Genomic DNA, 25567 nt, shown 5'->3' with positions numbered 1-25567 from the left:
CCCGTACAGAGTGCAGGAATTGTGTCGTCGACTCCCCCGCTGAAAGCAACGAACTGGTTCCGTCCCCAGCTGTTTCTGCTCGCTCTGTTGATGGTCACGGCGCTGGTCTACTGGCCAGGCCTGAGTGGTGGCTTCATCTTTGATGACTACCCGACGATCCTGACCAATCCGGCGATCCGCATCGAGGCTTTCAACCTCGAATCGCTTCGAACTGCGGCCAACGGTTTCGCACAAGGCGAATATGGCCGCCCGCTGGCTACGGTCAGTTTTGCTCTCGACTATTCGATCGGCAAGTACAACCCTTGGGGCTACAAGCTGACCAGCCTGCTTGTACATCTGGTCAATGCGCTCCTGGTGTTCGTACTGCTCAAGAACCTGCTCTCACGGGTCTGGCCGCACGCTGTCGGGGCAACGTACACGCTGGCCGCGTTCACTGTCGCGCTGGCATGGGCTACGCATCCACTGCAGGTTTCGACGGTGCTGTACGTCGTGCAGCGCATGGAGACGCTTTCAGCGACCTTCGTCCTGCTCGCCCTGCTTGCCTACTGGCGCGGACGCACCGCTCAATGCAACGGGCAGCGTGGCTGGCCTTGGCTGGTCCTGTCGCCACTGCTGGCTGGCATCGGGATGCTGAGCAAGGAGACTGCGGTTCTCTTCCCGGTTTACGCACTGGCGCTCGAATGGACGATGTTCCGCTTCGAACCACGTGGTTCGCGTGAATCGCGGGGTCTCAAGCTCCTCTACGCGGCAGGCGCTTTCGCGGCATTGCTGGTCTTCGTGGTCTACCTGTTTCCCAAGTACGCAGGTCCGGACGCTTTCATCGGGAGAGAGTTCACCCTGCACGAGCGGCTGCTCACGCAGTTGCGGGTGCTGCCGATGTACATCGGCCAGAGCGTGCTTCCTCTGCCCGGCACCCTGCCCTTCTACTACGACGACTACCTCAAGTCCTCCGGCTGGCTGTCGCCCGTCACCACCTTGCTGGGCGGGGTATTCCTGCTGGCTTTGCTCGTAGCTGCCTGGATGCTGCGCAAGCGCCGGCCGTTGATCACGCTGGGCATTGCCTGGTTCTTCGCCGCGCACCTGCTTACCAGCAACATCTTCAACCTCGAACTCGCATTCGAGCACCGCAACTACCTGGCCCTGCTTGGCCTTCTGCTGGTGTTGGCGGACCTCGTACGCAGCATCCCGACCAGGGATGGCCCTGCCATCAAGCGCGCTGGCATCGCCGCGGTACTGGTCGGCTTCTTCGCGCTGGCCATCATCCGCTCGGCAACCTGGGGCGACCCATTCCTGCTGGCGACCGATCTTGCTGCGAGGAACCCCCGATCTCCGCGTGCGGCCACCGACCTGGGTGAGCAGTACATGATGATGTCGGGGATGGACGCTAACTCGCCCTTCTACGACATGGCCGTCAAGGAGTACGAACGCGCCGCCAGGCTGCCAGGTGCCTCCCCCCTCCCGGAAACCGGCCTGCTGCTCATGGCCGCGGCAAGCAATGCACCTGCCAGGCAGGAGTGGTGGGACAGTCTCATCGAGAAGATCCGCACCCGGCCGCTCGGGCCGCAGGAAAGGACAGCCATGTACGGCCTCCTCCAGCAGCGTTACGACGGCGTCAAACTGGACGACAAACAGCTGACCAGGGCATTGCTGGAGCTGTTCGCAAGGACGAAGGTCCCGCCTCGTGCCTACGCCGATTTTGGCAACTATCTCCTCACATATCCGCATGACGAAGCGCTCGCCGAACAGATGTACGTGCGCGCCATTACTGCCACCCGTGACGCCGACTTCGCTGCGGAGACGTTTGCGACACTGACCGCGGATGGACACACTCGCCAGGCAAAGGCGGTTTACGAGAAAGCGCGCGCGCTTGGACTGATCGGCTCGGCCGGACCGGACCCGAAGACTGTGGGCGCCGACGTGGACAAGACCAGCGCTACCTCGCCGGCTGGCCAGTAAGGAGATCAGGCCATCTGATGGGCCAGGACCATGCACCGCAGAACAGGCGCCGCTCCTTACGCGCGTGGCTGACCTTCGCAGGCGCCTGCCTGCTGGCATGGTTGGCCTGGGCATCGAGACATGAGCTGGCCGGGATGGTCGCGGCCTGCGACCCCGCGCTCCTCTCCATGGCGGTGCTCATGGGCATCGTGTTCACCATCGCCCAGGGCTCCTTGTTAGCGTGGCTGCTGACCAAACAGGGCGCACGGCATTCACGCCGTGAGGCAATTGCGGCATTCCTTGTCTCGCAGCCCGGAAAGTACATCCCCGGCAAGATCTGGTCGCCGCTGATGCAATCGGTCGCACTGAAGGATGGCGCGACTCTCGGCGGGGTCACGATCGCCAACGTGGAACTGGCGGTCATCTCGGTCGTCCAGGTCTTCGCACTGGGACTGGTGTGCCTCCAGGTCAATTCGCCTGCGATCATCGCCACGACCGTGGTCGTCGCGACTGCCGCTTGCGTGCTCATTGGCCTGCTGCCGACGACGAAGGTGGTCAACAGGATTTCGCCCGGGCTGGCGTCGCTTTTGAAGCTGCCCCCCACGGTGGCGCATCAGGCCAGCCCATTGTCTGCAACGCTGATCTGCCTCGCAGGGATGGCAAGCAACTTCGCCGCCTCGTTCCTCGTGCTGAAGGCCGCAGGGACGTCGATTCCCGCCGATGCGCTGCTGCCGGTGCTCGCCGCCCTCTACCTGGGATTCGCCGCCAGCATCCTGGCGATTCCGGTTCCTGCAGGAATCGGCATCCGCGAGTTCGCGGCAGCCGGCCTCGGTCATATCCTCGCACCGGGGATACCGACCACGATGATCGTTTCAGCGGCGCTGCTGTTTCGCTGCTGGCAGATCATCGTCGACCTGGCCTGCCTCGCCGTCGGCCTCATGCTGGCGCGACTGGGTCGAGCCTGATCGACCGGCTTCAGTCCACGTCCGTGCGCAGGATCCTGGCGGGCACACCGCCCACCATCGCCCCGCTGGGGACATCGTCCAGCACGACTGCACCGGCTGCGATGACGGCGCGATCGCCGATGGTTACGCCAGGCCCGATGACGGCATTGGCGAACACAACGACGTCATTGCCGATGACGACTTCCTTGAATACATGGGCGCTTCTCGACCGGTAGTCGGTACGACTGGCAAAGATCCCGACTGCCGGCCCGCAGTCGAAGCGTTCGCCGATCCGGATGCCGCCGGGCCCCGCGCCATAGAGAACGCAGTTGGGTGACAGGACGCTGTCGTCGCCGATCGAAACCGATCCCGCAAATTCGCACCAGGCCATTCCCCCGGCATGGATCACCGTGCCGGACTGGATCACCACCCGCCTGCCCAGTCGCAGGTGCGCCATGCGCCCCTTGAGGATCACGTTACGTTCAATCCGGACGCTGGGGTTGCGCAGCCCGGCAATCAGCGGCCGGAAGTGCGAAAACACATTGTCGAGCAGCCCTGCGAGGAACTGATACGGAATCCAATGCATCTACTGCCTCCCGGGCAGTCAGTCGATCGATGGGACTGGCAGATCAGATCAGTTCTTGCCCGTGCCTTGCAAGCGAGAGTTGCGCCGTACCCAGTACGCCAGCGGACGCCCAAGGAGTCCCCTGCCGACATCATGGGTATTGGTGAACCCCTGGTGGTCGCCCCATTTGCTCTTGTACCGGACAAGGCCTGGCTGGTCCCTCGGCGAGGCCATCAGGCTGAAGCTGAGCGCTCCACCCTTCCTGGCGTTCTCGATCAGCCTGGCGAGCAGGACGTCGCCGTCTCCGCAGGCGCGTGCCGAAGGCTCGACAGCACCGTGCAGATAGTACGCAACCCGTCCGTGCCGGGCGGTCACTGCGAACGCCGATGTCCGCGAGGTTCCGTCCTGCATGGCCGCCGCGGTCAACAACGACGACTGCCCAGCCAGCGCGAGCAGTCGGTGAAAGTATTCGTTCGTGTACCTCAGTCGCCCGCCATGGCCAAGGACGGTCTGCTGGTAGAGCGCGTAAGCCACCGCACCATCGGCGAAGGACTCGACCGGTTGGCGACCACCACCAGCCCTCGCGGCGAAGGCAAGATCCTTGGCGATCCGCTTGCCCCGGCTGCCGGGCCACGCCTGCAGGTCGTCGATCCAGACTTCGGGCAAGGCGCCCGGCCCGGGCTCGAGCGCCTGGGACCTCACGCCACGCACCAGGTCACAGCGCAGATCACCGGCCAGCGCATGCTGCAACGCCTCGAACTGGGCAGCGTTCAGTGCGTCGAAACATTCGCCCGCGATGGGGAAGCCAAGGAAGGCGACCCGCAAGGGACCGCGGCGGAAAACAGGCACCACCACGCCACACTCCAGTTCGTGGTGCCAGGCAAATACTGTCGTGCACCCCAATCCTTCCAGGACATGCGCCCATTGCCGGGACGCAAAGAGGAATTGCCCCTCCTTCGCCCACTGCTCGTGGGCAGCCGAGGGTGTCGTGGAAACCTCCCACGCGCCCATCAGCCCATTCCTCGCCCGCAGTCTTGCGGTTGACGCCCGAAAATGGTCATGCGCTCTTCGAGAGCGCCTTGCGCTGCAGCAGCCAGACGTAGCCGGGGAATGCCCAGTACGCCATTCGCGACATCGCCAGGATCAGCCGTCGCTTCGCTCCCGAACCCACCATGTACCGCACGCCGAAGCGGTCGGGTGCGGCGAGCAGGCGCGCGGTGTAGTCGTCGACTTGGAACTGCGCGACAAGCCGGCGCAGCCCCCACCAGGTCAGGTGCCGCTCGTGGTAGTAGCGGCCCTTGCCGGCAAGTCGCAGGTAAAGATGGGCCAGCGGGACGGGAACGATTGAAAGGAATGGAAGGTGGTAATGCTGCTCCACCACGCACAAGCGGTTGGTCGCGGCGAAATAGCAGACACCGCCGGGGACCAGCACGCGATGGATTTCCGAGATCATCTTCCCGGCGTCCGGGACGTGCTCATAGACCTGCGAACAAATGACCACGTCGAAGCTTTCATCGGCAAAACCGATCGCCATCGCGTCGCCCTGGACGAACCGGCAATTGGCGGGCGTTGGTCGCGCGTTGGCAGCATCGATCGCGACCTGGTCGATATCGATGCCAACGACCTCGGAAGCCTTCTCCGCCAGCACTTCATCGATCAGCCCGGTGGAGCAGCCGAGATTGAGGATGCGCGCGTTCGACAATGCTTCGGCACCCAGGTGTTCGCCCAGGACCGCCAGCATCGTCACGGCTTTTCTTCGACGTCCCTCGGTCGAATGCATCGCTGGATTGTCGACAGAAAAATCGTACTGGTAGCCTCGCTCGCTCATATCGCCACCTCTCCGGGAACGGGCGATTGCCCACCGAGGTTGAAGCGTTCACGCAGGCGCAGCGGATCGACGTTGAACTGTGCGACCGACCCGGCGATGCCGTCGGCATATGCCGTTGGAGGATTGCTGAGTGCCCGTCGCACCGCCGCGGCGAAACTGGCCGCGTCCACTGCCGCCGCCAACTCGCCGGCATGGTGCCTTGCAAGCAATGCCGGCAGATCTCCGACCGGCATCGCCACGACCGGCAGCTGCATCTTCATTGCGTCGGAATATACGACCGGAATGCTCTCGATCCGGGATGGGAGCAACAGGTAATCGGCCTCGGCCAAGGCTTCGCAGGCCGCGGCATTGTCGAGATAGCCGCTCAACCTGACCGGACGACCGTTTCCACGCAGGTCGGCCACCGACGACTTCACTTGCTCGTCCAATGGCCCGCCACCGGCAATGTGCACTTCCGAAATTCGCCCCCAGTCCTCGTCCGGCAGGAGCGACAAGGCCTCGAGGAGGATGTCGGTTCCCTTGTTGGGATGCCAGCGCCCAAGGAAAAGCAGCCGATACGGCGGTCCTGAAGCAAGCGGGCGCTTCCGTCCGATTTCCAGCCGACGCGTGCTGGGCAGGAACTCGAATGGGCGTCCGCCAATTCGTTCCGCATCCTGCCCCAGCTGCAGACCATCGGCGAAGCAATGGGAAGCGTCCTGGATCACGCCCCGCAGCACCGAACGGATCAACGGGAGCCGGCCCAGCGACCAGATGTCGCTACCCAGGGCCCAAACCGAATAGCCGATACCGTACTTGCGCTGCAACTGCCGCGCGGCCCATCCCGAAGGCAACGCCCAGAATGCAAACGTGTGTCCGACCCTGCCATCGCTGGCCGCCGCCATTGCCTGGGCCCGCAGGGAGCGCAGCGTGGCAACGATCGCCGGCCAATCCGCGGGCCTGGAAGGACTCAACAGGGAGAGCGGCCGACCCGGCGCGGCGAAACGGAAAACCGGAATGCCGCGAACAACTTCTTCACCCTCGTTCTGTCCCGGCGCAACGACGCGCACCGGGACGTGCCGGGCCATGGATTCGGCGAAGTCCGCGACGAACGCGCCTGCTGCCTCGCTGCCGTCACCGCGTTGCGGGAACGAGGTCGTGATCAGCAATAGGGAATCCGCGCTCAAGGCTTTGCGACCTCGACTTCGTAGCCGCTGGCGATATGGCTCCAGTCCGGCCAGACCAGGCTTGCCAGGTACGACATCACGTTGACGGCTCCGATCATGACCAGGGCCAATGGCAGCAGGACCACACGCAGCAGGCCCGAGCTGCGGTGCACGCCGCCGGCAATGGCCAGGCTACCCAACAAGCCGGCGGCACGCATGGCGTGCCCACTCTTGCGCAGTTCAAGGACCTTCAGCCCGGCGCGACCGACGTCGCGGCGAAGGCCGTACTCCGTGTAACGCTGGAAGTCGAAAGGCGCGTCATGCAGCGGATACATGAAGGGCATGGACAACCAAGCGCGTCCACCAGGCCGGAGTACGCGCGCCATTTCGGAGATCACGCGCCCCGGATCCGGGACGTGCTCGATCACTTCAAGGCACACGACGCCATCGAAAGTCGCGTCGGCGAAGGGAAGTGCGCCGGCATCGGCGAATACATCCGGCCTTGCTCCGTAAAGGTCGCGCCCGGTCGACGGGTAGTCGAGGGCGACATATACCTGGCCGGCAGAAAGTTCCCGCTCGATCCACCGGTCGCCGGCGCCGATATCAAGAATCTTTCCCGTGACCTCCCGGATCCCGCGCGGCACGACGCGTCCGCCAAGCAACCACTGAGGGTGCAGCGGCGTCTTCGCAAAGAGCGCCGCCAGGCGTCGCAGACGGCTCATGGCTGGGGTTGGCGCGTGTACGTCAACGAAGTGATCTGCTCGGAAATCAGTCCGATCAGGAACACGATTACCGATGCACTGAAGAGCAGCGCGCTCATGTTGGTGAATCGCCCGAACATGGTGAATGTCCAGGCGTAGTAACACATTCCCAACAGGAAGAACGATCCGCCGACTGGTGCAAACAGCTTCAACGGCGAATAGAGCGTCGCGATCTTGAAGATGATCAGCAGGAAGCGGATGCCATCCTTGAGCGGCCGGATATGGCTGCCGCTGCCGACGCGCTTGGCCACTGGTATGGGCACGTATGCCACGGGGTAAGCGCTGCGGAAGAACGCCATGGTGCTGGTCGTCGGATAGCTGAATCCGTTGGGAAGCAGGTGCAGGAACTCCCGGAACCTCTCCGCCCGGACAGCACGGAACCCGGAGGTCAGGTCGAGAATTTCGTGCCCGGTCATCCAGCTGGCAAGGCGGTTGTAGAACGCATTGGCCAGTCCGCGATGGAAGTTCGCCTGGCCCGAGCCGTCGCGGGCACCCACGACCATGTCGTAGCCCTCGCCGAGCTTGTCCAGCAGCTGTCCGATATGGGCTGCGCTGTGTTGCCCGTCGGCGTCCATGAACACGATCACATCGCCAGTGGCGGCCCGGGCACCACGCTTGATGGCCGCCCCATTGCCCATGGAGTACGGGGATGACAGCACCCGGGCCCCGAGGTCGGCGGCAATCGCCGCGGTTCCATCGCTGGACCCGTCATCGACCACGATCAGTTCGGCCTCCGGCCATTGCTCCCGCAGGGCAGGCAGTGTCCTGGCCAGCCCCTCGGCCTCGTTCTTTGCAGGTAGTACTACGGAAACGCGCATCCCCTCCCCCCTTTTGCCTGCACAGAGTAGGCGATAGGGGTTCCCCCCGGAAGGTGCAGGCGTCCCCGTTTTCTTAATGGGGCTGAGGCCACGGGACTGCACAAACGTGCGCCCGGTCCGCTCCCCAGGCAACAGGATTGCGGTACAGTCCGATCGGGGAATTACAGGGGGCTCCATGAGCACCGTTGCCACTGCCAACCTGGTGGGGATCACCGGCATTGCCCGGCGCCTTGTGCTGGACGGCGTGCTGGAAGACACGGTCGCGCGCCAGGCCCTGGCTACCGCCACTGGCTTGAAGCAGCCCATTGCCGCCTACCTGGCGGAAAAGCGCCTGGTGACCCCGGCGCAGATGGCGGCTGCCAACTCGGTCGAGTTTGGCGTGCCGTTGCTTGATGCCTCTGCATTCGACGCCAAGCAGACCGCCATCAAGGTCGTCAGCGAAGCCCTGATCCGCAAGCACTCGGTGCTGCCGCTGTTCAAGCGCGGCAACCGTTTGTTTGTCGGCATCGCCGACCCGACGAACAACCAGGCCCTGGAAGAGATCAAGTTCCAGACCAACTTGGCGATCGAGCCGATCCTGGTCGACGAAGACCGTATCAAGCGCTGCATTGAAACCTGGCTCGAAGCCAGCGATGCCTTGGCAGATTCGGTCGGCGATTCGGAAGGCCTGGAGTCCCTCGACGTCTCCGGCGGCGACGCCGACCTGGCCAACGAAAGCGGCGTGGACGTCAAGACCGACGACACCCCGGTCGTGAAGTTCGTCAACAAGGTACTGGTGGATGCGATCCGCAAGGGTGCCTCGGACATCCACTTCGAGCCCTACGAAACCGAATACCGCGTGCGCCTGCGCATCGACGGCCTGCTCAAGCAGGTCGCCAAGGTGCCGCCGAGCCTGCAGGCCCGCATCGCCGCCCGCGTCAAGGTGATGGCGCAGCTCGACATCGCCGAGAAGCGGGTGCCGCAGGACGGCCGCATCAAGCTCAACATTTCCAAGACCAAGCAGGTCGACTTCCGCGTCAGCACCCTGCCGACCCTGTTCGGCGAAAAGGTGGTGATGCGTATCCTCGACGGCAGCGCGGCCAAGCTGGGCATCGACAAACTCGGCTATGAAGACAACCAGCGCACGCTCTACGAGCAGGCCCTGGCCAAGCCCTACGGCATGGTGCTGGTCACCGGCCCGACCGGCTCGGGCAAGACGGTGTCGCTGTACACCGGCCTGAACATCCTCAACGACGAGCAGCGCAACATCTCCACGGTCGAGGACCCGGTCGAAATCCGCGTACCCGGCATCAACCAGGTGCAGATGAACGTCAAGCGCGGCATGACGTTCGCCGCCGCGCTGCGAAGCTTCCTGCGCCAGGACCCGGACGTGATCATGGTCGGCGAAATCCGCGACCTGGAAACGGCCGAGATCGCCATCAAGGCCGCGCAGACCGGCCACATGGTGCTGTCCACCCTGCACACCAACGACGCGCCGCAGACCATCGCCCGCCTCATGAACATGGGCGTGGCACCGTTCAATATCACCTCGTCGGTGACCCTGGTCATCGCCCAGCGTCTGGCCCGGCGCTTGCACGACTGCAAGCGCGAAGTGCACCTGCCCGAGCATGCGCTGCTGGCCGAAGGCTTCAAGCCCGAGGAGATCGCCGAGGGCCTGAAGATCTACGAGGCGGTCGGCTGTGCCGATTGCACCGAGGGCTACAAGGGCCGTACCGGCATCTACCAGGTCATGCCGATGACCGATGAGATCCAGGCGATCGTGCTGGCCGGCGGCAATGCCATGCAGATCGCCGACGCCGCGCTGCGGTCCGGCGTCAACGACCTTCGCCAGTCGGCGATGCTGAAAGTCAAGAACGGCGTTACCAGCCTCGCCGAAATCAACCGTGTAACCAAGGACTAAACCATGTCCGCGACTCGCATTGCCACCAAGTCCAACCCCGTGCGCCGCGCCGACGCCCTGCCCGTCTTCACCTGGCAGGGCACCGACAAGCGCGGCAAGGTGATGAAGGGCGAGCAGAACGCCAAGAACGCCAATGCCCTGCGCGCCGAATTGCGCAAACAGGGCATCACGCCAAAGGTGGTCAAGCCGAAGGGCACGCCGCTGTTCGGGGCGGCCGGCAAGCGCATCACCCCACTCGACATCGCCGTGTTCAGTCGCCAGATCGCGACCATGATGAAGTCGGGCGTGCCAATCGTCGGAGCGATGGAGATCATCGCCAACGGCAACAAGAACCCGCGCATGGTGAAGCTGGTAAACGCGGTGCGCGCGGACATCGAAAGCGGCTCGTCGCTTTATGAATCCTTGAGCAAGCATCCGGTCCAGTTCGACGAGCTGTATCGCAACCTGGTCAAGGCCGGTGAATCGGCGGGTGTGCTGGAGGTCGTGCTCGACACGGTCGCCACGTACAAGGAAAACCTCGAGGCGCTCAAAGGCAAGATCAAGAAGGCGATGTTCTACCCCGCGATGGTCGTCGCTGTGGCGTTGATCGTCAGCTCGATCCTGCTGGTATTCGTGGTGCCGCAGTTCGAAGAGGTGTTCAAGGGCTTCGGCGCAGACCTTCCGGCGTTCACCAAGCTGATCGTCGCCTTGAGCCGGTTCATGGTCGCCTGGTGGTTCGTCATCCTGATGGGCGTGGTCGGCGCGATAACGGCCTTCATCATGGCCAAGAATCGTTCCGTTGCGTTCTCCCGCCTGCTCGACCGGATGATTCTCAAGATGCCGGTCATCGGCCAGATCATGCACAACTCGGCCATCGCCCGCTTCTCGCGCACCCTGGCGGTCACCTTCAAGGCCGGCGTCCCGCTGGTCGAGGCGCTGGACACGGTCGCCGGTGCCACTGGCAACGTGCTGTACGAGGACGCAGTGCGCAACATCCGCGACGACGTCGCCGTCGGCTACCCGGTCAACGTGGCGATGAAGCAGGTCAACCTGTTCCCGCACATGGTCACCCAGATGACCGCGATCGGCGAAGAGGCCGGCGCGCTCGACACCATGCTGTTCAAGGTCGCCGAGTTCTACGAGCAGGAGGTCAACAACGCGGTGGACGCGCTGGCCAGCCTGCTGGAACCGCTGATCATGGTGTTCCTGGGCGTGATCGTCGGTGGCATGGTGATCGCCATGTACCTGCCGATCTTCAAGCTTGCCGCCACGGTCGGCTGATCGCCACGCGAGCACTACTTAGGCCACAATCCGACGCATGGCATTCCTAGATCAGAACCCCGCCATCGGTTTCCCGCTGGCGGCCGGGCTCGGCCTGTTGGTCGGCAGCTTCCTCAATGTGGTGATCCTGCGCCTGCCCAAGCGGCTGGAATGGCAGTGGCGCCGCGACAGCCGCGAGGTCCTGGGCGAGCCGGAGACCTACGATCCACCGCCCCCGGGCATCGTGATCGAGCGGTCGCATTGCCCGCACTGCAAGCACCAGCTGTCCTGGTACGAGAACATTCCGGTGTTCAGCTACCTGGCGCTGCGGGGCCGTTGCCGCAGTTGCAAGACCCCGATCTCGCCGCAGTACCCGCTGGTCGAGCTGCTGACGATGCTGCTGGTGGTCGCCAGCGTCTGGCGCTTCGGCTTCGGCTGGCAGGGCTTTGGCGCAATCGTCTTCACCTGTTTCCTGATCGTGCTGTCGGGCATCGACCTGCGCACGCAGTTGCTGCCTGACCAGCTGACCCTGCCCTTGATGTGGCTGGGCCTGATCGCCGCGTCGGACAACCTCTATTTCCCGGCCAAGCCGGCCCTGCTCGGCGCGGTGGCGGGTTATTTGAGCCTGTGGATCGTCTGGTGGCTGTTCAAGCAGCTCACGGGCAAGGAAGGCATGGGCCACGGCGACTTCAAGCTGCTGGCGGCCATTGGTGCGTGGACCGGCCTCAAGGGCATCCTGCCGACGATCCTGTTTTCCTCGCTGGTCGGGGCGATCGTCGGTTCGATCTGGTTGGCGATGAAGGGCCGCGACCGCGCCACGCCGATTCCGTTCGGCCCCTACCTGGCCATTGCCGGCTGGACCACCTTCTTCTGGGGTGAGCAGATCGTGGGCACCTACATGCGGATCTCCGGTCTCCGCTGAGTCCTGGCGCCCTGCTCCCGCAGTCGGGACCGGGCCTATATGATCCGCGCATGAGCGATTTCATCATCGGCGTCACCGGCGGTGTCGCCTCCGGCAAGAGCGTCGTCACGCGCCGCTTCGAGGCACTCGGGATCGCCGTGGCCGATGCGGACGTTGCGGCCCGCGCCGCAGTCGCCCCCGAGTCGGAAGGCCTGGCCGAGGTGGTCGCCGCATTCGGCAGCGAGGTCCTTGCGGACGACGGCGGACTGGACCGTGCAGCCATGCGCAAGCGCGTGTTCGGCGACGATGCGGCGCGGCGGCGGCTTGAAGCGATCATCCACCCGCGCGTTCGCATCGCCCTGCACGACGCCTGCCTGGCGGCGGCCGGACCCTACGCGATTGCCGCCATTCCGCTGCTGGCGGAAGGCGGCGGCCGCGAGACCTACCCTTGGCTGGCGCGGATCCTGGTGGTCGATGTGCCCGAAGCTGTGCAGCGCGCGCGCTTGATGGCGCGCGACGGCGCCGATGCGGCGCTGGCGGACAGGATGATCGCGGCACAGGCCACGCGCAGCCAGCGCCTCGCCATTGCCGACGATGTGCTGGTCAACGATGGGGTGCTGGACGCGCTCGAGGCGCCGATCGCGGCGCTGGATCGCAGGTATCGGGCTCTGGCTTCGGTCGGGGTGTAGGGCCTTTCTTCCCGGGTGCGCTTCGCTTACCCGGGCTACGTTCTCAGGTTGGCCAGAGGCTGCGGATGGCGGCGATGCCCTGCGCGCCGTGGGCGCGTGCTTCGTCCAGGTCGCCGGGGGCGAGGCCACCGATCGCGTAGATCGGCAGCGATACCTGCTCGCGCATGGCGGCGAAGGCGTCCCAGCCCATGCCCGCAACGCCGGGGTGGCTCGGCGTCGCCTTCACGCTGCCCAATACGACGAAATCACACGCCAGTGCCTGCGCCGCGGCCAGGTCGTCGACGCCATGGCATGACGCGGCCAGCGGCAACTCCGGCGGTATCGGTCGCTCGCGCTGTGCGTGCAGCAGCACGGACGGCAGGTGCAATCCAATGCCCAGCTCGAGGGCGAGCGCGACGTCGGCGTTGACCAGGACTTCGGCCCCGGCGTGACGGCACAGCTGCACGGCCTGCGCGGCGAGTGCGCGCCAGCGTGCGGGATCCAGGCCCGGGGCTCGCAGCTGCACGCGGCGGACGCCGGCAGCCAGCGCTGCCTCGAGCTCCAGCAGCCATCGCGCATCGTCGTCGGGTGTTGGCGTCACCAGGTAGTGCGGCGGTTGAAGCAGGGCTGCCACCACCGGGCGGTCCGCCGGTGGCATGGCGTAGCTCGCGAGCTTGTGCGGCGGCACCCACACCAGCGCCTGGCCTTCGCGACCGCGAGCGGTGCCGCGCCAGCTGGCGATGATGCGCACGTCCAGGCGCAAACGCTTGTCGGGGTAAACCTGCGGCACCGCGATCAACGGCGCGCCCAGTTCGACGTCGATGCCGAGTTCTTCGTGCAGCTCGCGCGCCAGCGCGGCTTCGGCCGACTCGCCCGGTTCGTGCTTTCCGCCCGGGAACTCCCACAGGCCGGCCAGGTCACGGCCTTCGGTGCGGCGCGTCAGCAGGAAGCGGCCGCGGGCGTCGCGGATCACGCCGGCCACCACTTCAACGATGCGCGCCGGTGTGCCGGCGAGGTGTGCGCCGACGAGGTGCGGTGAGGTTGCTGGCGGAGGGTGACCGGTCATGGTGTCGGCGCAGCAGGTTCGCTGCGGGCTCGCTATTGGCGCCCTGCCCTCATCCGGGCCCTCGCCCGCACGCGGGAGAGGGCTTTCGTGCCATTCGACCAATGGTCAGGCGATCTGCCCATGGCAGTGCTTGTACTTCTTGCCGCTGCCGCACGGGCACGGATCGTTGCGGCCGACATTGGCGAAGGCATCGTTGCCGCCGGCCAGCGCGCGCGCCTGCGCGGCTTCCTCGTCGGCACCGTAGCCGCCGACATCGGCGTGCTGGAACTGCATCTGCCGGGCCTGCGCCTCGGCGGCTGCGCGCTCCTGCGCTTCCAGTGCGGCAACCTCGTCCTCGCTGCGGATGCGCACGCGCGCCAGCAGGATGACGACTTCGCGCTTGACCTTCTCCAGCATCTCGCTGAACAGCTCGAACGCTTCCTTCTTGTACTCCTGCTTGGGCTGCTTCTGCGCGTAACCGCGCAGGTGGATGCCCTGGCGCAGGTAGTCCATGCGCGCGAGATGCTCCTTCCAGTTCTGGTCGAGCACGTTGAGCATGATGTGCTTTTCCAGCATGCGCATCGTCTCGGCGCCGAGCTGCGTCTCGCGCTCGGAGAAGTGGCCGAGCACGGCTTCCTGCACGCGCTCCTCGATGGTCTCGGCGTCGAGCTCTTCGCTCTCCTTCGCCATCGCCACCAGCGGCACGGCCACGCCGAAGTCCTGCTCCAGCGTCGCTTCCAGGCCCGGCAGGTCCCACTGCTCGTCGATCGAGTTGAGCGGCACGTAGCGCGCGACGGTGTCGGCGACCACGTCGCTGCGCAGGCCTTCGATGTTCTCCGAGACGTTCTCGGCTTCGAGCAGCTCGTCGCGCTGGGCGTAGATGACCTTGCGCTGGTCGTTGTTGACGTCGTCGAAGTCGAGCAGGTTCTTGCGGATGTCGAAGTTGTGGGCCTCGACCTTGCGCTGCGCGTTGGCGATCTGCTTGGACACCAGCGGGCTTTCGATGATGTCGTCTTCCTTCAGGCCCATGCGCGCCATCACGCGCTGCACCCAGTCGGCCGCGAAGATGCGCATCAGGTTGTCTTCGAGCGACAGGTAGAAGCGGCTCGAACCCGGGTCGCCCTGGCGACCGGCGCGACCGCGCAGCTGGTTGTCGATGCGGCGGCTCTCGTGGCGCTCGGTGCCGACGATGTGCAGGCCACCGGCGGCCTTGACGGCCTCGTGGCGTGCCTGCCATTCCGACTTCAGGCGCGCGCGGGTGACTTCGTCGAGCTCGCCGCCGTTGCTGGCTTCCAGCTGGGCCACTTCGTTCTCGAGCGAACCGCCGAGCACGATGTCGGTACCGCGGCCGGCCATGTTGGTGGCGATGGTGATCGCGCCCGGGCGACCGGCCTGCGCGACGATGTGCGCTTCGCGCTCGTGCTGCTTGGCGTTGAGCACTTCGTGGTGGATGCCAGCGTCGCGCAGCTGCTGGCTGAGCATTTCCGACACTTCGATCGAGGTGGTGCCGACCAGCACCGGCTGCTTGCGGGCGTTGGCGTCCTTGATCTCGGCCAGTACCGCGCGGTACTTGCCGGCGCGGTTGAGGAACACCGCGTCGGCGTGGTCCTTGCGCTGCACCGGCTTGTGGGTCGGGATCACGATCACTTCCAGGCCGTAGATGCTCTGGAACTCGTAGGCCTCGGTGTCGGCCGTGCCGGTCATGCCGGACAGCTTGTTGTACATGCGGAACAGGTTCTGGAAGGTGATGCTGGCCAGCGTCTGGTTCTCGCGCTGGACCGGCACGCCTTCCTTCGCCTCGACCGCCTGGTGCAGGCCGTCGGACCAGCGACGGCCGGCCAGGGTGCGGCCGGTGAACTCGTCGACGATCACCACTTCGCCGTCGCGGACGATGTAATCGACGTCGCGCTGGTAGATGGCGTGCGCGCGCATGGCGGCATTGAGGTGGTGGACCACGCCCAGGTTCTGCGCGCCGTACAGCGAATCGTCCTCACCCTGCAGGATGCCGGCCTGGCGCAGCAGCGCCTCGGCGTGCTCCTGGCCGGATTCCGACAGGTGCACCTGCTTGCTCTTCTCGTCGACCCAGTAGTCGCCCTCGCCTTCTTCCGTGGCCTGGCGGATCAGGTTCGGGACGAGGCGGTTGACCTTGATGTACAGCTCCGGCGATTCGTCGGCCGGGCCGGAGATGATCAGCGGCGTGCGTGCCTCGTCGATCAGGATCGAGTCGACCTCGTCGACGATCGCGTAGTTCAGGCCGCGCTGGAAACGGTCTTCCTTCGACAGCGCCATGTTGTCGCGCAGGTAGTCGAAGCCGAACTCGTTGTTGGTGCCGTAGGTGATGTCGCTGGCGTAGGCGGCGTGCTTGTCGCTGTGCGGCATGCCCGGGTAGACCACGCCGACGCTCAGGCCGAGCCAGTTGTACACGCGCCCCATCCACGCCGAGTCGCGGCGGGCCAGGTAGTCGTTGACCGTGACCACGTGGACGCCCTTGCCTTCCAGGGCGTTGAGGTAGACCGGCAGCGTTGCCACCAGGGTCTTGCCCTCGCCGGTGCGCATCTCGGCGATCTTGCCCAGGTGCAGGACCATGCCGCCGATCAGCTGGACGTCGTAATGGCGCATGCCCAGGACGCGGCGCGAGGCCTCGCGGCAGACGGCAAACGCCTCGGGCAGCAGCTTGTCGAGCGACTCGCCGTCGGCAATGCGCTTCTGGAATTCGCCGGTCTTGGCCTGCAGCTCAGCATCGCTGAGCTTCTCCATCTGCGGCTCGAGGGCGTTGATCTTGACGACGGAGCGTTGCAGTTGACGCAGCAGGCGATCGTTGCGACTACCGAAAACGCGGGTAAGCAGGCTGTTGAGCATGTACGGGTCCGGAAAGCGGAACAGGGGAACCAGCAGGCGGGACGCACTCAGAGTGCGGGTCCGCCAGCAAGTTCCCCGGAAGGAGGTCGGCTGGAAATGAAATCGGGGCGCCGTGCGCCCCGATCGCATCGAGCCTGAACTGTGGCCAGTCCGATTGTACCGTGGGGGCGAGGTCCGGTGCTTGCAAGGCGCCGGCGGCCCTCATCCCGGCCCACTCCCGCAAGCGGAAGTGGGGGCAGGCGGCATCAGCCCTTGATCTGGACCTTCAGCGGCGACTGCTGGCTGAGGAAGTTGCGCGGATTGACCACACGCCCGTTCTCCCACACCTCGAAGTGCACGTGGGCACCGGTGGAGCGGCCCGTCGAACCGGCCTTGGCGATTTCCTGCCCGGCACGGACCAGCTCGCCGACCTTGTGGGTCAGGCGCGAATTGTGGGCATAGCGGGTGACGTAGCCGTTGCCGTGGTCGACCTCGATCACGTTGCCGTAGCCCGAGCGGACGCCCGAGTAGCTGACCACGCCGTCGGCCACGGCCAGGACCGGGTCGCCGACGTTGGCCTTGAAGTCCAGGCCCTTGTGGTTGGCGTGGCCGCCGTTGAACGGATCGGCGCGACCGCCGAAGCCGGAGGTGATGTAGCTGCCGGCGATCGGCTCGCGGCCCGGGACCGCGTTCATGTCGAGCTGGCGGTTGAACAGCAGCGACTCGAGCACCGAGAGCTGCTCGCCCGAGGCCTTGAACTGCTGGCCCAGGGTGGCCATGCCTTCGTCCAGCTCGGACTTGGTCATGTCGCGGACCGGACCGACACCACCGATGCCGACCGGCTTGTCGAAATCGAACTCGCCGTCCTGGAGCTGGCCGATGCGGGTCAGGCGCTCACCGAGGGCGTTGAGGCGGTTGGCCTCGGCCTGGAGCTCGCCCATGCGGGCGGCCAGGGCATTGATCTCGCGCTGGGCGTCACGGCGGGTGGCCGCGATCAGCGCTTCCTGGTTGTCGGCCTTGCTGCGCAGCAGGGCATTGTCGGCAATGCCGGCGCCTGCACCGATCGCCGCGCCGCCGCCGAGAAGAAGGGCGATGGCCAGGGCGGGTCGCTGCGCTCCCCAGTAACCGGCCTGCTGCAACCAATGCGACAGCTGGGCGCGGGTTTTGTTTACGATGGATGGATAGGTCATGTCTTATGTCTGATTCCAAGCCCAGGAACCCCAAGAGAGGTCCTTCGACTCCGCAAGCCGCGCTGGATGCGCTGCTGGCCGAGCCCGCTGGCGGCCCAATTCGTCGTGCCTTGTGGCTCGAACAACTGGACCTACGGTTACGCCCACACCTGCCTCCGTCACTGGCCGCGCATGCGCGGCTGGCCAATTACGAACGAGGCAGGCTCGTGTTTGTCGTCGACGCCCCGGTATGGCGTGCCAGGTTGCGGCTCGCTGCCCCGGAACTGCTCGACGCGGCCCGTTCCGTCGGGCTGGATGCGGCTGAACTGATCGTCAAAACGACAACTCCGACGACTGCCTCCCCACAATCGGATCGGAAAGCCAAACCCATCTCAGCGACTGCACTGCTAGCATTGCAGGCCGCTTTGGCATCCCTCAAGGATCCGGACGCTGCCGATTCCTAGGGGGTGCCGCCGAACCAGGTGGACCTTGGCAGACTTGTTGCCGGGTCCATCGATTGGCTGCGGTCGGGGCATGCTAAAGGCCCAACCCTTTGAATTTGTTAAAGGGTTAGAAAAAATTTGATAGGTTTCCGTTAAAGAATTGTTAAAGCGTCACGTGATGTTCACGTCTGTGACGCCCTTCCAATTCATGTAAACGTTTGCCGCATCGGGCGGCAAGGCGCAGCCTAGGCGGTGGCGGGCACGCCGTAGGCGACCGGTGCCGGGGTGGCATCGGTTTCACTGAACGTCACTTCATCCCACGCTGAACGCTCGGCGAGCAGCGCGCGGACCAGCTTGTTGTTGAGCGCGTGGCCCGACTTGAAGCCGACGTAGGTGCCAATGACCGGGTGGCCGGCCAGGTAAAGGTCGCCGACCGCGTCGAGGATCTTGTGGCGGACGAACTCGTCGGCGTAGCGCAGGCCGTCGTCGTTGAGGACGCGGAATTCGTCGAGGACGATCGCGTTGTCCATCGAGCCGCCCAGGCCCAGGTTGCGCTCGCGCATGTACTCCAGGTCGCGCATGAAGCCGAAGGTGCGGGCGCGGCTGACTTCCTGGATGTAGTTGGCGGTGGAGAACTCCACCACCGCGCGCGACTGCGAGGCCGGGATGGCCGGGTGGTCGAACTGCACGGTGAAGTCCAGGCGGAAGCCGTCGTACGGCTCGAAACGCGCGACCTTGTCGCCGTCGCGCACTTCCACCGGGCGCTTGATGCGGATGAAACGCTTGGGCGCTTCCTGCTCGGCGATGCCGGCCGACTGCAGCAGGAACACGAACGGGCCCGAGGAGCCGTCCATGATCGGCACTTCGGCCGCGGACAGCTCCACATAGATGTTGTCGATGCCCAGCCCGGCCAGGGCCGACAGCAGGTGCTCGACGGTCTGGATCTTGGCGGGGCCGCAGGTCAGGCCCGTGCACAACGTGGTCTCGGTGACCAGTTCGGCGCTGGCAGGCACTTCCACCACCGGGTCGAGATCGACGCGGCGGAACACGATGCCGGTATCGACGGGAGCCGGACGCAGGGTGAGGAAAACCTTCTCACCGCTGTGCAGGCCGACGCCGGTGGCGCGGATCACGTTCTTGAGGGTGCGCTGGCGCAGCATCTGGGAAAACCTGTCGGGGGCAGACCTGTCAGGGACATCACTGGCAGGGACACAACTTCGCGGACATCGCTATCAGGGACTGGGACGCATGCATCTATGCGCGTCCGGGATATTTAAGGCCACGGGCAGGCAGATGCAATTCATTCCCACCTGAACGGCGCGAAAGAATACCACCGGGCAGCCTGAACCTTAACGGAAATCCGTCACTGTCCGGCCTTGCGGACCGGGCAAGATGGCCGGTCGACCCGCTTTCGCGGAGTCGACCGGCCTAAAGCCTCGATAGAGAGGCCCAAGGGACTGCAGAGACGACGACGTTCTTGCGCCTCCCCCTGCTCGCAGGGGGAGGTTGGGACGGTGTCGCCGGGCTCAGTCCGCCTGGCGGCGCAGGAACGCCGGGATGTCCAGGTAGCTGCTGTCGCTGCCGAAGTCGGCCACGGCCGGCGAGGACGACGGCTCGGCCGAGCGTGCAGACGTGCTGCCGCGCAGGCTGTTGCCGAAGCTCGGACGGACCGGGGCGGCCATGTCTTCCATCGCACCGAATTCCGGCTGGCCGGTGGTGGCATTGCGCACCAGGGTGATCGGGGCGCGCAGGGCTTCCTTCTCGCTGCCGCGGACCGATTGGCGGGAGACGGCGCGGTTGAGGCCGGTGGCGACCACGGTGACCTTGACCTCGTCCTGCATGTCCGGATCGAGCACGGTGCCGATGACGACGGTGGCGTCTTCGGACGCGAAGTTCTCGATGGTGCGACCGACTTCGTCGAACTCGGCCATCGTGAAGTCCGGACCGGCGGTGATGTTGACCAGGATGCCGTTGGCGCCGGACAGGTTGACGTCGTCGAGCAGCGGGTTCTGGATCGCCGACTCGGCGGCGGCCTGCGCGCGGTCGTCGCCGCGTGCCGAGCCGGTGCCCATCATCGCCAGGCCCATCTCGCTCATCACGGTGCGCACGTCGGCGAAGTCGACGTTGATCAGGCCCGGGCGGACGATCAGGTCGGCGATGCCCTGCACGGCGCCGAGCAGCACGTCATTGGCGGCGCGGAAGGCCTGGATCATCGTGGCGTTGCGGCCGAGGACGGTGATCAGCTTTTCGTTGGGAATGGTGATCAGCGAGTCACAGTGGTGGCTCAGTTCCTCGATGCCCTTGAGCGCGACCTGCATGCGGCGGCGACCCTCGAACGGGAACGGCTTGGTGACCACGGCGACGGTCAGGATGCCCATCTCCTTGGCCAGCTGCGCCACCACCGGCGCGGCGCCGGTGCCGGTGCCACCGCCCATGCCGGCGGTGATGAACACCATGTCGGCGCCGGTCAGTGCATCCATGATGCGCTCGCGGTCTTCCAGCGCGGCCTGGCGGCCGACTTCGGGATTGGCGCCAGCACCGAGACCCTTCGTCACGTTGCTGCCGAGCTGCAGCTGCAGCTTGGCGCCGCAGTTCTTGATCGCCTGCGCGTCGGTGTTGGCGGTGATGAATTCAACGCCATCGACATTGCCGCTGACCATGTGCGCAACGGCGTTGCCGCCGCCACCACCCACGCCAACAACCTTGATCACCGCGTTCGGGGCCATCTTTTCAACCAGTTCGAAATGTGCCATGTCGTCGTCCTCGTTATGTGTTGCTAGTTATGTGTCGTGTTGCTTTCGAAATACTGGGTGCTGCCTGCCGCTCTTCGCCTTCGCCTCGCCTGCCCGCTTGTCCAACCCGTGTTTGCCGCGGTCCTGACCATCGTCAGAACTCGCCGCGATACCAGTTCTTGAGCTTGCTGAAGAAGCTGCCGGCGCGACCGGTGGAGATCACCGGGCGACGCGGGTGCTCGATCTGGCTGCCCATCAACAACAGGCCCACGCCGGTGGCATGCACCGGGTTGCCGACCACTTCGCCAAGACCGGTCACGTGCTGCGGGATGCCCACGCGCACCGGCATCTGCAGCATTTCCTCGGCCAGCTCGACCACGCCTTCCATCTTTGCCGCGCCGCCGGTCAGGACCATGCCGGCGCGGACGTGGTGCTCGAAGCCGCTGCGGCGCAGTTCGGCCTGGACCATCTCGAAGATTTCCTCGTAGCGCGCCTGCACCGCCTGCGCCAGCGAGGCGCGCGGCATGCGCCGCGGCGGACGGTCGCCCACGCTGGGCACCTGGATCGACTCCTCGGCGGTCGCCATCTGCGCCAGCGCGCAGGCGTAGCGGACCTTGATCTGCTCCGCCTCCGGCGTCGGCGTGCGCAGCATGTGGGCGATGTCTTCGGTGACCTTGTCGCCGGCGATCGGCAGACTCGCGCTGTGCGCGATCGCACCGCCGACGAACACGGCGATGTCGGTGGTGCCCGCGCCGATGTCGACCAGGATCACGCCGAGCTCGCGCTCGTCGGAGGTCAGCACGGCCTGGCTGGAGGCCAGCACGCTGAGGACGAGGTCATCGATCTGCAGGCCGCAGCGCTGCACGCACTTGCTGATGTTGGCCGCGGCCGACTGCGCGCACACCACCAGGTGCGCATGCACCTCCAGGCGCACGCCGGTCATGCCGACGGGGTTGCGGATGCCGTCCTGCGAATCGTCGAGCACGTAGTCGCGCGGGATCGCGTGCAGGATCTTCTGGTCGGCGGGGATGGCCACGGCCTTGGCGGCTTCGAGCACGCGGTCGAGATCGCCGTAGGTGACCTCGCCGTCGCGGATCGGGGCAATGCCCTGCGAGTTGCGGCACTGCACGTGGTTGCCGGAGATCGAGGCGTAGACCGAGCGGATCTCGCAGCCGGCCATCAGCTCGGCTTCCTCGATCGCGCGCTGGATCGACTGCACGGTCGATTCGATGTCGACGACCACGCCGCGCTTGAGCCCGCGCGACTCGTGCGAACCAATGCCGATCACCTCGATCGGGTTGCCCGGCGAATACTCGCCGACCAGCGCCACCACTTTCGAGGTGCCGATGTCGAGTCCAACGATCAGCGACTTGTCGCCCTTGCGATTCATATTTGTCCTTGCGGTTGCTGCGGCACGGCCGCCGGCGCCGGGACCGGCGCCCACGTCAGTGCAAAACCATTGGTGTAGCGAAGGTCGGCGCGCTTGAGCACCTGCGTCTGCTGCGCCATCAGCTGCGGCATCAGGCGCACGAAGCGTCCGATGCGTGCGCGCGCTTCGCTGCGTCCGACCACGATCTGCGCGCCGTTGTCGAGGCCGAGCGTCCAGCTGCCGCGCGGATCGAGCGCGATTTCCTTCACGTCCAGGCCGATCGGCGCGAACTGCGCGCGCGATTCGTTGTAGAGCTCCACCACTTCCGCCACGCGCGTGTGAGGGCCGCCCAGTTGCGGCAGGCCCGCCGGCACTTCGACGCCCTTGGCCGGGAACAGCTTGCCCTGCTGCGACAGCAACAGGTCCTTGTCCCAGCGCGCGAACGGACGGTGCTCGACCACGATCACTTCCAGCACGTCCGGCCAGCGCTTGCGCACCTGTGCGTGCTCGACCCACGGCAGCTTCGACACCGCGTCCTGCGCCGCGGCTAGGTCGACGGCAAAGAATCCGCGTTGCGCATACGGCATGACCGTGCGGCGCAGCAGCGCCTCGTCGACGCGCTCGAACTGGCCGGTAGCGCGCAGCTTCTGCAGCGGCCACTGGCTCGCACCGATCCAGCCGTTGAGCACGGCCACGATCGGCAGCACGACCAGTGCCAGCGCGAGGATCCAGCCAACGAGGCGAAGCATGGCGTTCACGCCGATGCACCTCCGGCAGCCTGGGCGAGGCTCGACTCGAGCACGCGCCAGCACAGTTCATCGAACTCGATGCCGACCTGGCGCGCAGCCTTGGGCACCAGCGAGTGGCTGGTCATGCCCGGGGCGGTGTTCACTTCGAGCAGATACAGCGCGCCGGTGCCGCGGTCGCGCATGAAGTCGACGCGGCCCCAGCCGTGGCAACCGGCGGAGACGAAGGCCTCCTGCGCCAGGCGGCGGATGGTGTCTTCCTCGGCGCCTTCCAGGCCCGGGCACAGGTACTGCGTGTCGTCGGCGATGTACTTGGCGTGGTAGTCGTACCACTCGCCCTTGGGGACGATGCGGATCGACGGCAGCGCCACGTGGCGGCCACCGATGAGCAGCATCGGCACGGTCAGTTCCTCGCCATCGATCAGCTGCTCCATCAGCAGCTCGCCCGGGTAGTGGGCGGCATGCTCGACGGCGGCATCGAGGTCGGCGTCGGCGAGCACGCGCGACACACCGACGCTGGAGCCTTCGCTCGACGGCTTGATGAACACCGGCAGGCCGAGTTCGCGCGCGGCGGCATGCACGTCGGCACCCGGCGACAGGCGCACGTAGCGCGGCGTCGGCAGGCCTTCGCTCAGCCACACCTGCTTGGTGCGGATCTTGTCCATGGTCAGCGCCGAGCCGAGCACGCTGGAACCGGTGTACGGCACGCCGAGTGCCTCGCACAGGCCCTGCAGGACGCCGTCTTCGCCGCCGCCCTTGTTGCCGTGCAGGATGTTGAACACGCGATCGACACTGCCGGCGCGGATCGCGTCGACCAGGGCCGGAATACCGTCGACCGCGAACGCGTCGATGCCGCGCGAGCGCAGCGCCTCGAGCACGTTGCGACCGGAGTCGAGCGAGACCTCGCGCTCGGCGCTGGTGCCGCCCATGAGCACGGCAACGCGGCCGAACACGGCGGGATCGCTGACCTGGGCCGGACCGATCGGGAACTGCGCGCTCACTTCCTGTCTCCGTTGGTGGATCCATTGGAGGATCCGTTCGAGGTTCCGTTGAATCCGTTGGCTGCGATCTGCTGCGCGGCGTAGCCGATGTCGCCGGCGCCCATCATCAGCAGCAGGTCACCGTCGTTGAGCACGTCCGGCAGCACGCTGGCGAGGGCGCCGGCGCCGCTGACGACGATGGGATCGATGCGGCCGCGCGCGCGGATCGCACGCGCCAGCGACTTGGCATCGGCACCGGCAATCGGTGCTTCGCCGGCCGGATAGACCTCGGTCAGCACCAGCACGTCGACGCTGGACAGCACCGCGGCGAACTCGTCGAACAGGTCGCGGGTGCGGCTATAGCGGTGCGGCTGGAAGGCCACGACCAGGCGCTTGTCGGACCAGCCGCCACGCGCGGCGGCGAACACCGCCTCGAGCTCTTTCGGGTGGTGGCCGTAGTCATCCACCAGTTGCACCTTCGCGCCCTTGGCCGTGGTCGGGCTGCCGAGCAGGTTGAAGCGGCGGCCGACGCCGGCGAACCCGGCCAGCGCGCGCGCGATTGCTTCGGCACTGACGCCCAGCTGCCATGCCACCGAAGCGGCAGCCAGCGCGTTCTGTACGTTGTGCCGGCCCGGCAGCGCCAGCGTCACCGGCGTGCGCGTCGCATCGGGCAGGCACAGGGTGAAGCGCATGTTCGGGCCGTCCTGCTCGACGTCCTCGGCACGCACGTCGGCCACATCGCTGAAGCCGTAGGTCATGACGTGGCGCGGCGTCTTTGCCGCCAGCGCCGCCACTTCCGGGTCGTCGATGCACAGGACCGCCAGGCCGTAGAACGGCAGGCGGTGCATGAATTCCTCGAACGCCGACTGGACGTTGGCGAAGTCGCCGCCGTAGTTCTCCAGATGATCGGCATCGATGTTGGTGACGATGGCGATCTGCGGATTCAGGCGCAGGAAGCTGCCATCGCTTTCATCGGCCTCGGCAACCAGCCAGTCGCCGGTGCCCAGGCGTGCGTTGGCGCCGGCGGCAAGCAGCTGCCCACCGATCACGAAGGTCGGGTCGATGCCGCCCTCGGCGAGCACGCTGGCCGCCAGCGACGTGGTGGTGGTCTTGCCGTGCGTGCCGGCCACCGCGATGCCGCGCTTGAAGCGCATCAGCTCGGCCAGCATCTCCGCGCGCGGCACCACCGGGATGCGCTGTGCGCGCGCTTCCATCAGCTCGGGGTTGTCGGCGCGGATCGCGCTGGACACCACGACGCAGTCGGCACCGAGCACGTTCGCCGCGGCGTGACCGCGCTGCACGTTGATGCCGAGCGCGGCCAGGCGGCGCGTCACGGCGTTGTCGGCGTTGTCCGAACCGGAGACCTGGTAGCCCAGCGTGCCCATCACTTCGGCAATGCCGCTCATGCCGACGCCGCCGATGCCGACGAAGTGCACGCGCGGGAATGCTTTGGCGAGGTCGCCGGTGTGCTGCAGGCGGCGACGCAGGGCGGTACTCATGGCGTGTTTCCGGAGAACTTGATGGGAGTGAACTGAGCCAGTGCG

At 66.0% G+C, this 25567-nt stretch carries 22 protein-coding genes; 7 read left to right on the top strand and 15 right to left on the bottom strand.

All coding sequences use genetic code 11. The features are described from left to right. Positions 1–21: 21 nt before the first annotated feature. Together ACFOPO_RS01110 and ACFOPO_RS01105 are read left to right on the top strand one after the other, a co-directional pair. Positions 22–1956: an ArnT family glycosyltransferase gene (locus tag ACFOPO_RS01110; protein WP_386700066.1), complete on the top strand. Its 1935-nt coding sequence runs from the start codon at positions 22–24 to the stop codon at positions 1954–1956. A gap of 17 nt (positions 1957–1973) precedes the next feature. Next, the gene (locus tag ACFOPO_RS01105; RefSeq protein WP_386700064.1) at positions 1974–2900 is read left to right on the top strand and encodes a lysylphosphatidylglycerol synthase domain-containing protein; all 927 of its coding nucleotides are present in this window, start codon (positions 1974–1976) and stop codon (positions 2898–2900) included. A gap of 10 nt (positions 2901–2910) precedes the next feature. On the opposite strand, the gene ACFOPO_RS01100 is transcribed toward ACFOPO_RS01105, so the two are convergent. The 6 genes from ACFOPO_RS01100 to ACFOPO_RS01075 are packed head-to-tail and all read right to left on the bottom strand — an operon-like array spanning position 2911 to position 7993. Continuing rightward, complete coding sequence (locus tag ACFOPO_RS01100; protein WP_386700062.1) at positions 2911–3465, bottom strand: acyltransferase; 555 nt, start codon at positions 3463–3465, stop codon at positions 2911–2913. Between the two features lie 48 nt (positions 3466–3513). Continuing rightward, positions 3514–4455 carry a GNAT family N-acetyltransferase gene (locus ACFOPO_RS01095; protein WP_386700060.1) on the bottom strand — a complete coding sequence of 314 codons (942 nt, stop codon included), beginning with the start codon at positions 4453–4455 and terminating at the stop codon, positions 3514–3516. A 46-nt stretch (positions 4456–4501) separates the two neighbouring features. After that, positions 4502–5272 (bottom strand): class I SAM-dependent methyltransferase, encoded by a 771-nt coding sequence (locus tag ACFOPO_RS01090; RefSeq protein WP_386700058.1) that lies wholly within the window; start codon positions 5270–5272, stop codon positions 4502–4504. After that, the gene (locus ACFOPO_RS01085; protein ID WP_386700056.1) at positions 5269–6417 is read right to left on the bottom strand and encodes a glycosyltransferase; all 1149 of its coding nucleotides are present in this window, start codon (positions 6415–6417) and stop codon (positions 5269–5271) included. Before ACFOPO_RS01085 ends, ACFOPO_RS01090 begins: the two co-directional genes overlap by 4 nt. A gap of 14 nt (positions 6418–6431) precedes the next feature. Further along, positions 6432–7136: a class I SAM-dependent methyltransferase gene (locus ACFOPO_RS01080; RefSeq protein WP_386700055.1), complete on the bottom strand. Its 705-nt coding sequence runs from the start codon at positions 7134–7136 to the stop codon at positions 6432–6434. Beyond that, the gene (locus tag ACFOPO_RS01075) at positions 7133–7993 is read right to left on the bottom strand and encodes a glycosyltransferase family 2 protein (protein ID WP_386700053.1); all 861 of its coding nucleotides are present in this window, start codon (positions 7991–7993) and stop codon (positions 7133–7135) included. Before ACFOPO_RS01075 ends, ACFOPO_RS01080 begins: the two co-directional genes overlap by 4 nt. Before the next feature lie 175 nt (positions 7994–8168). On the opposite strand from ACFOPO_RS01075, the gene pilB reads away from it, so the two are divergent. Genes pilB through coaE form a run of 4 tightly spaced genes read left to right on the top strand, consistent with a single transcriptional unit; the run spans position 8169 to position 12722 of the window. After that, on the top strand, positions 8169–9893 hold the full coding sequence (pilB, locus tag ACFOPO_RS01070) for a type IV-A pilus assembly ATPase PilB (RefSeq protein ID WP_386700051.1): 1725 nt from the start codon (positions 8169–8171) through the stop codon (positions 9891–9893). Between the two features lie 3 nt (positions 9894–9896). Beyond that, positions 9897–11153, top strand: a complete 1257-nt coding sequence (locus ACFOPO_RS01065) for a type II secretion system F family protein (RefSeq protein WP_386700050.1) — start codon at positions 9897–9899, stop codon at positions 11151–11153. A gap of 37 nt (positions 11154–11190) precedes the next feature. Next, positions 11191–12054 carry a prepilin peptidase gene (locus ACFOPO_RS01060; RefSeq protein ID WP_386700048.1) on the top strand — a complete coding sequence of 288 codons (864 nt, stop codon included), beginning with the start codon at positions 11191–11193 and terminating at the stop codon, positions 12052–12054. Positions 12055–12104: 50 nt separating this feature from the next. Beyond that, positions 12105–12722, top strand: a complete 618-nt coding sequence (gene coaE / locus ACFOPO_RS01055; protein ID WP_386700046.1) for a dephospho-CoA kinase — start codon at positions 12105–12107, stop codon at positions 12720–12722. A 43-nt stretch (positions 12723–12765) separates the two neighbouring features. On the opposite strand, the gene ACFOPO_RS01050 is transcribed toward coaE, so the two are convergent. From ACFOPO_RS01050 to ACFOPO_RS01040, 3 genes are all read right to left on the bottom strand, one after another. Beyond that, positions 12766–13767, bottom strand: a complete 1002-nt coding sequence (locus ACFOPO_RS01050) for a Nudix family hydrolase (protein ID WP_386700045.1) — start codon at positions 13765–13767, stop codon at positions 12766–12768. Positions 13768–13872: 105 nt separating this feature from the next. After that, positions 13873–16605, bottom strand: coding sequence for a preprotein translocase subunit SecA (secA, locus tag ACFOPO_RS01045; protein ID WP_386700043.1), 2733 nt, complete (start codon positions 16603–16605; stop codon positions 13873–13875). Positions 16606–16850: 245 nt separating this feature from the next. Continuing rightward, positions 16851–17774, bottom strand: coding sequence for a M23 family metallopeptidase (locus ACFOPO_RS01040; RefSeq protein WP_386700041.1), 924 nt, complete (start codon positions 17772–17774; stop codon positions 16851–16853). Positions 17775–17779: 5 nt separating this feature from the next. Between ACFOPO_RS01040 and ACFOPO_RS01035 the strand changes: the two genes are divergently transcribed. After that, entirely contained in the window at positions 17780–18217 is a 438-nt protein-coding gene (locus tag ACFOPO_RS01035) for a DUF721 domain-containing protein (protein WP_386700039.1), read from the top strand. A gap of 224 nt (positions 18218–18441) precedes the next feature. Here ACFOPO_RS01035 and lpxC read toward each other — a convergent pair whose 3' ends face one another. From lpxC to murC, 6 genes are all read right to left on the bottom strand, one after another. Beyond that, positions 18442–19356, bottom strand: a complete 915-nt coding sequence (lpxC, locus tag ACFOPO_RS01030) for a UDP-3-O-acyl-N-acetylglucosamine deacetylase (protein WP_386700038.1) — start codon at positions 19354–19356, stop codon at positions 18442–18444. Positions 19357–19722: 366 nt separating this feature from the next. Beyond that, the gene (gene ftsZ, locus ACFOPO_RS01025; protein WP_241918499.1) at positions 19723–20949 is read right to left on the bottom strand and encodes a cell division protein FtsZ; all 1227 of its coding nucleotides are present in this window, start codon (positions 20947–20949) and stop codon (positions 19723–19725) included. Positions 20950–21082: 133 nt separating this feature from the next. After that, positions 21083–22318, bottom strand: a complete 1236-nt coding sequence (ftsA, locus tag ACFOPO_RS01020) for a cell division protein FtsA (protein WP_386700036.1) — start codon at positions 22316–22318, stop codon at positions 21083–21085. After that, positions 22315–23055, bottom strand: a complete 741-nt coding sequence (locus ACFOPO_RS01015; protein WP_386700034.1) for a cell division protein FtsQ/DivIB — start codon at positions 23053–23055, stop codon at positions 22315–22317. The genes ftsA and ACFOPO_RS01015 overlap by 4 nt, the downstream gene beginning before the upstream one ends. Then, complete coding sequence (locus tag ACFOPO_RS01010; protein ID WP_386700033.1) at positions 23052–24044, bottom strand: D-alanine--D-alanine ligase; 993 nt, start codon at positions 24042–24044, stop codon at positions 23052–23054. The genes ACFOPO_RS01015 and ACFOPO_RS01010 overlap by 4 nt, the downstream gene beginning before the upstream one ends. Beyond that, positions 24041–25522, bottom strand: coding sequence for a UDP-N-acetylmuramate--L-alanine ligase (gene murC / locus ACFOPO_RS01005; RefSeq protein WP_386700032.1), 1482 nt, complete (start codon positions 25520–25522; stop codon positions 24041–24043). The genes ACFOPO_RS01010 and murC overlap by 4 nt, the downstream gene beginning before the upstream one ends. Positions 25523–25567: the final 45 nt, after the last annotated feature.

It is taken from the genome of Lysobacter sp. GCM10012299 (assembly GCF_042649405.1).
In the GTDB taxonomy this organism is placed as follows: Bacteria; Pseudomonadota; Gammaproteobacteria; order Xanthomonadales; family Xanthomonadaceae; genus Lysobacter_J.
Note: the sequence above shows the minus strand (reverse complement) of the source record. Positions and strands in the feature narration are given on the sequence as shown.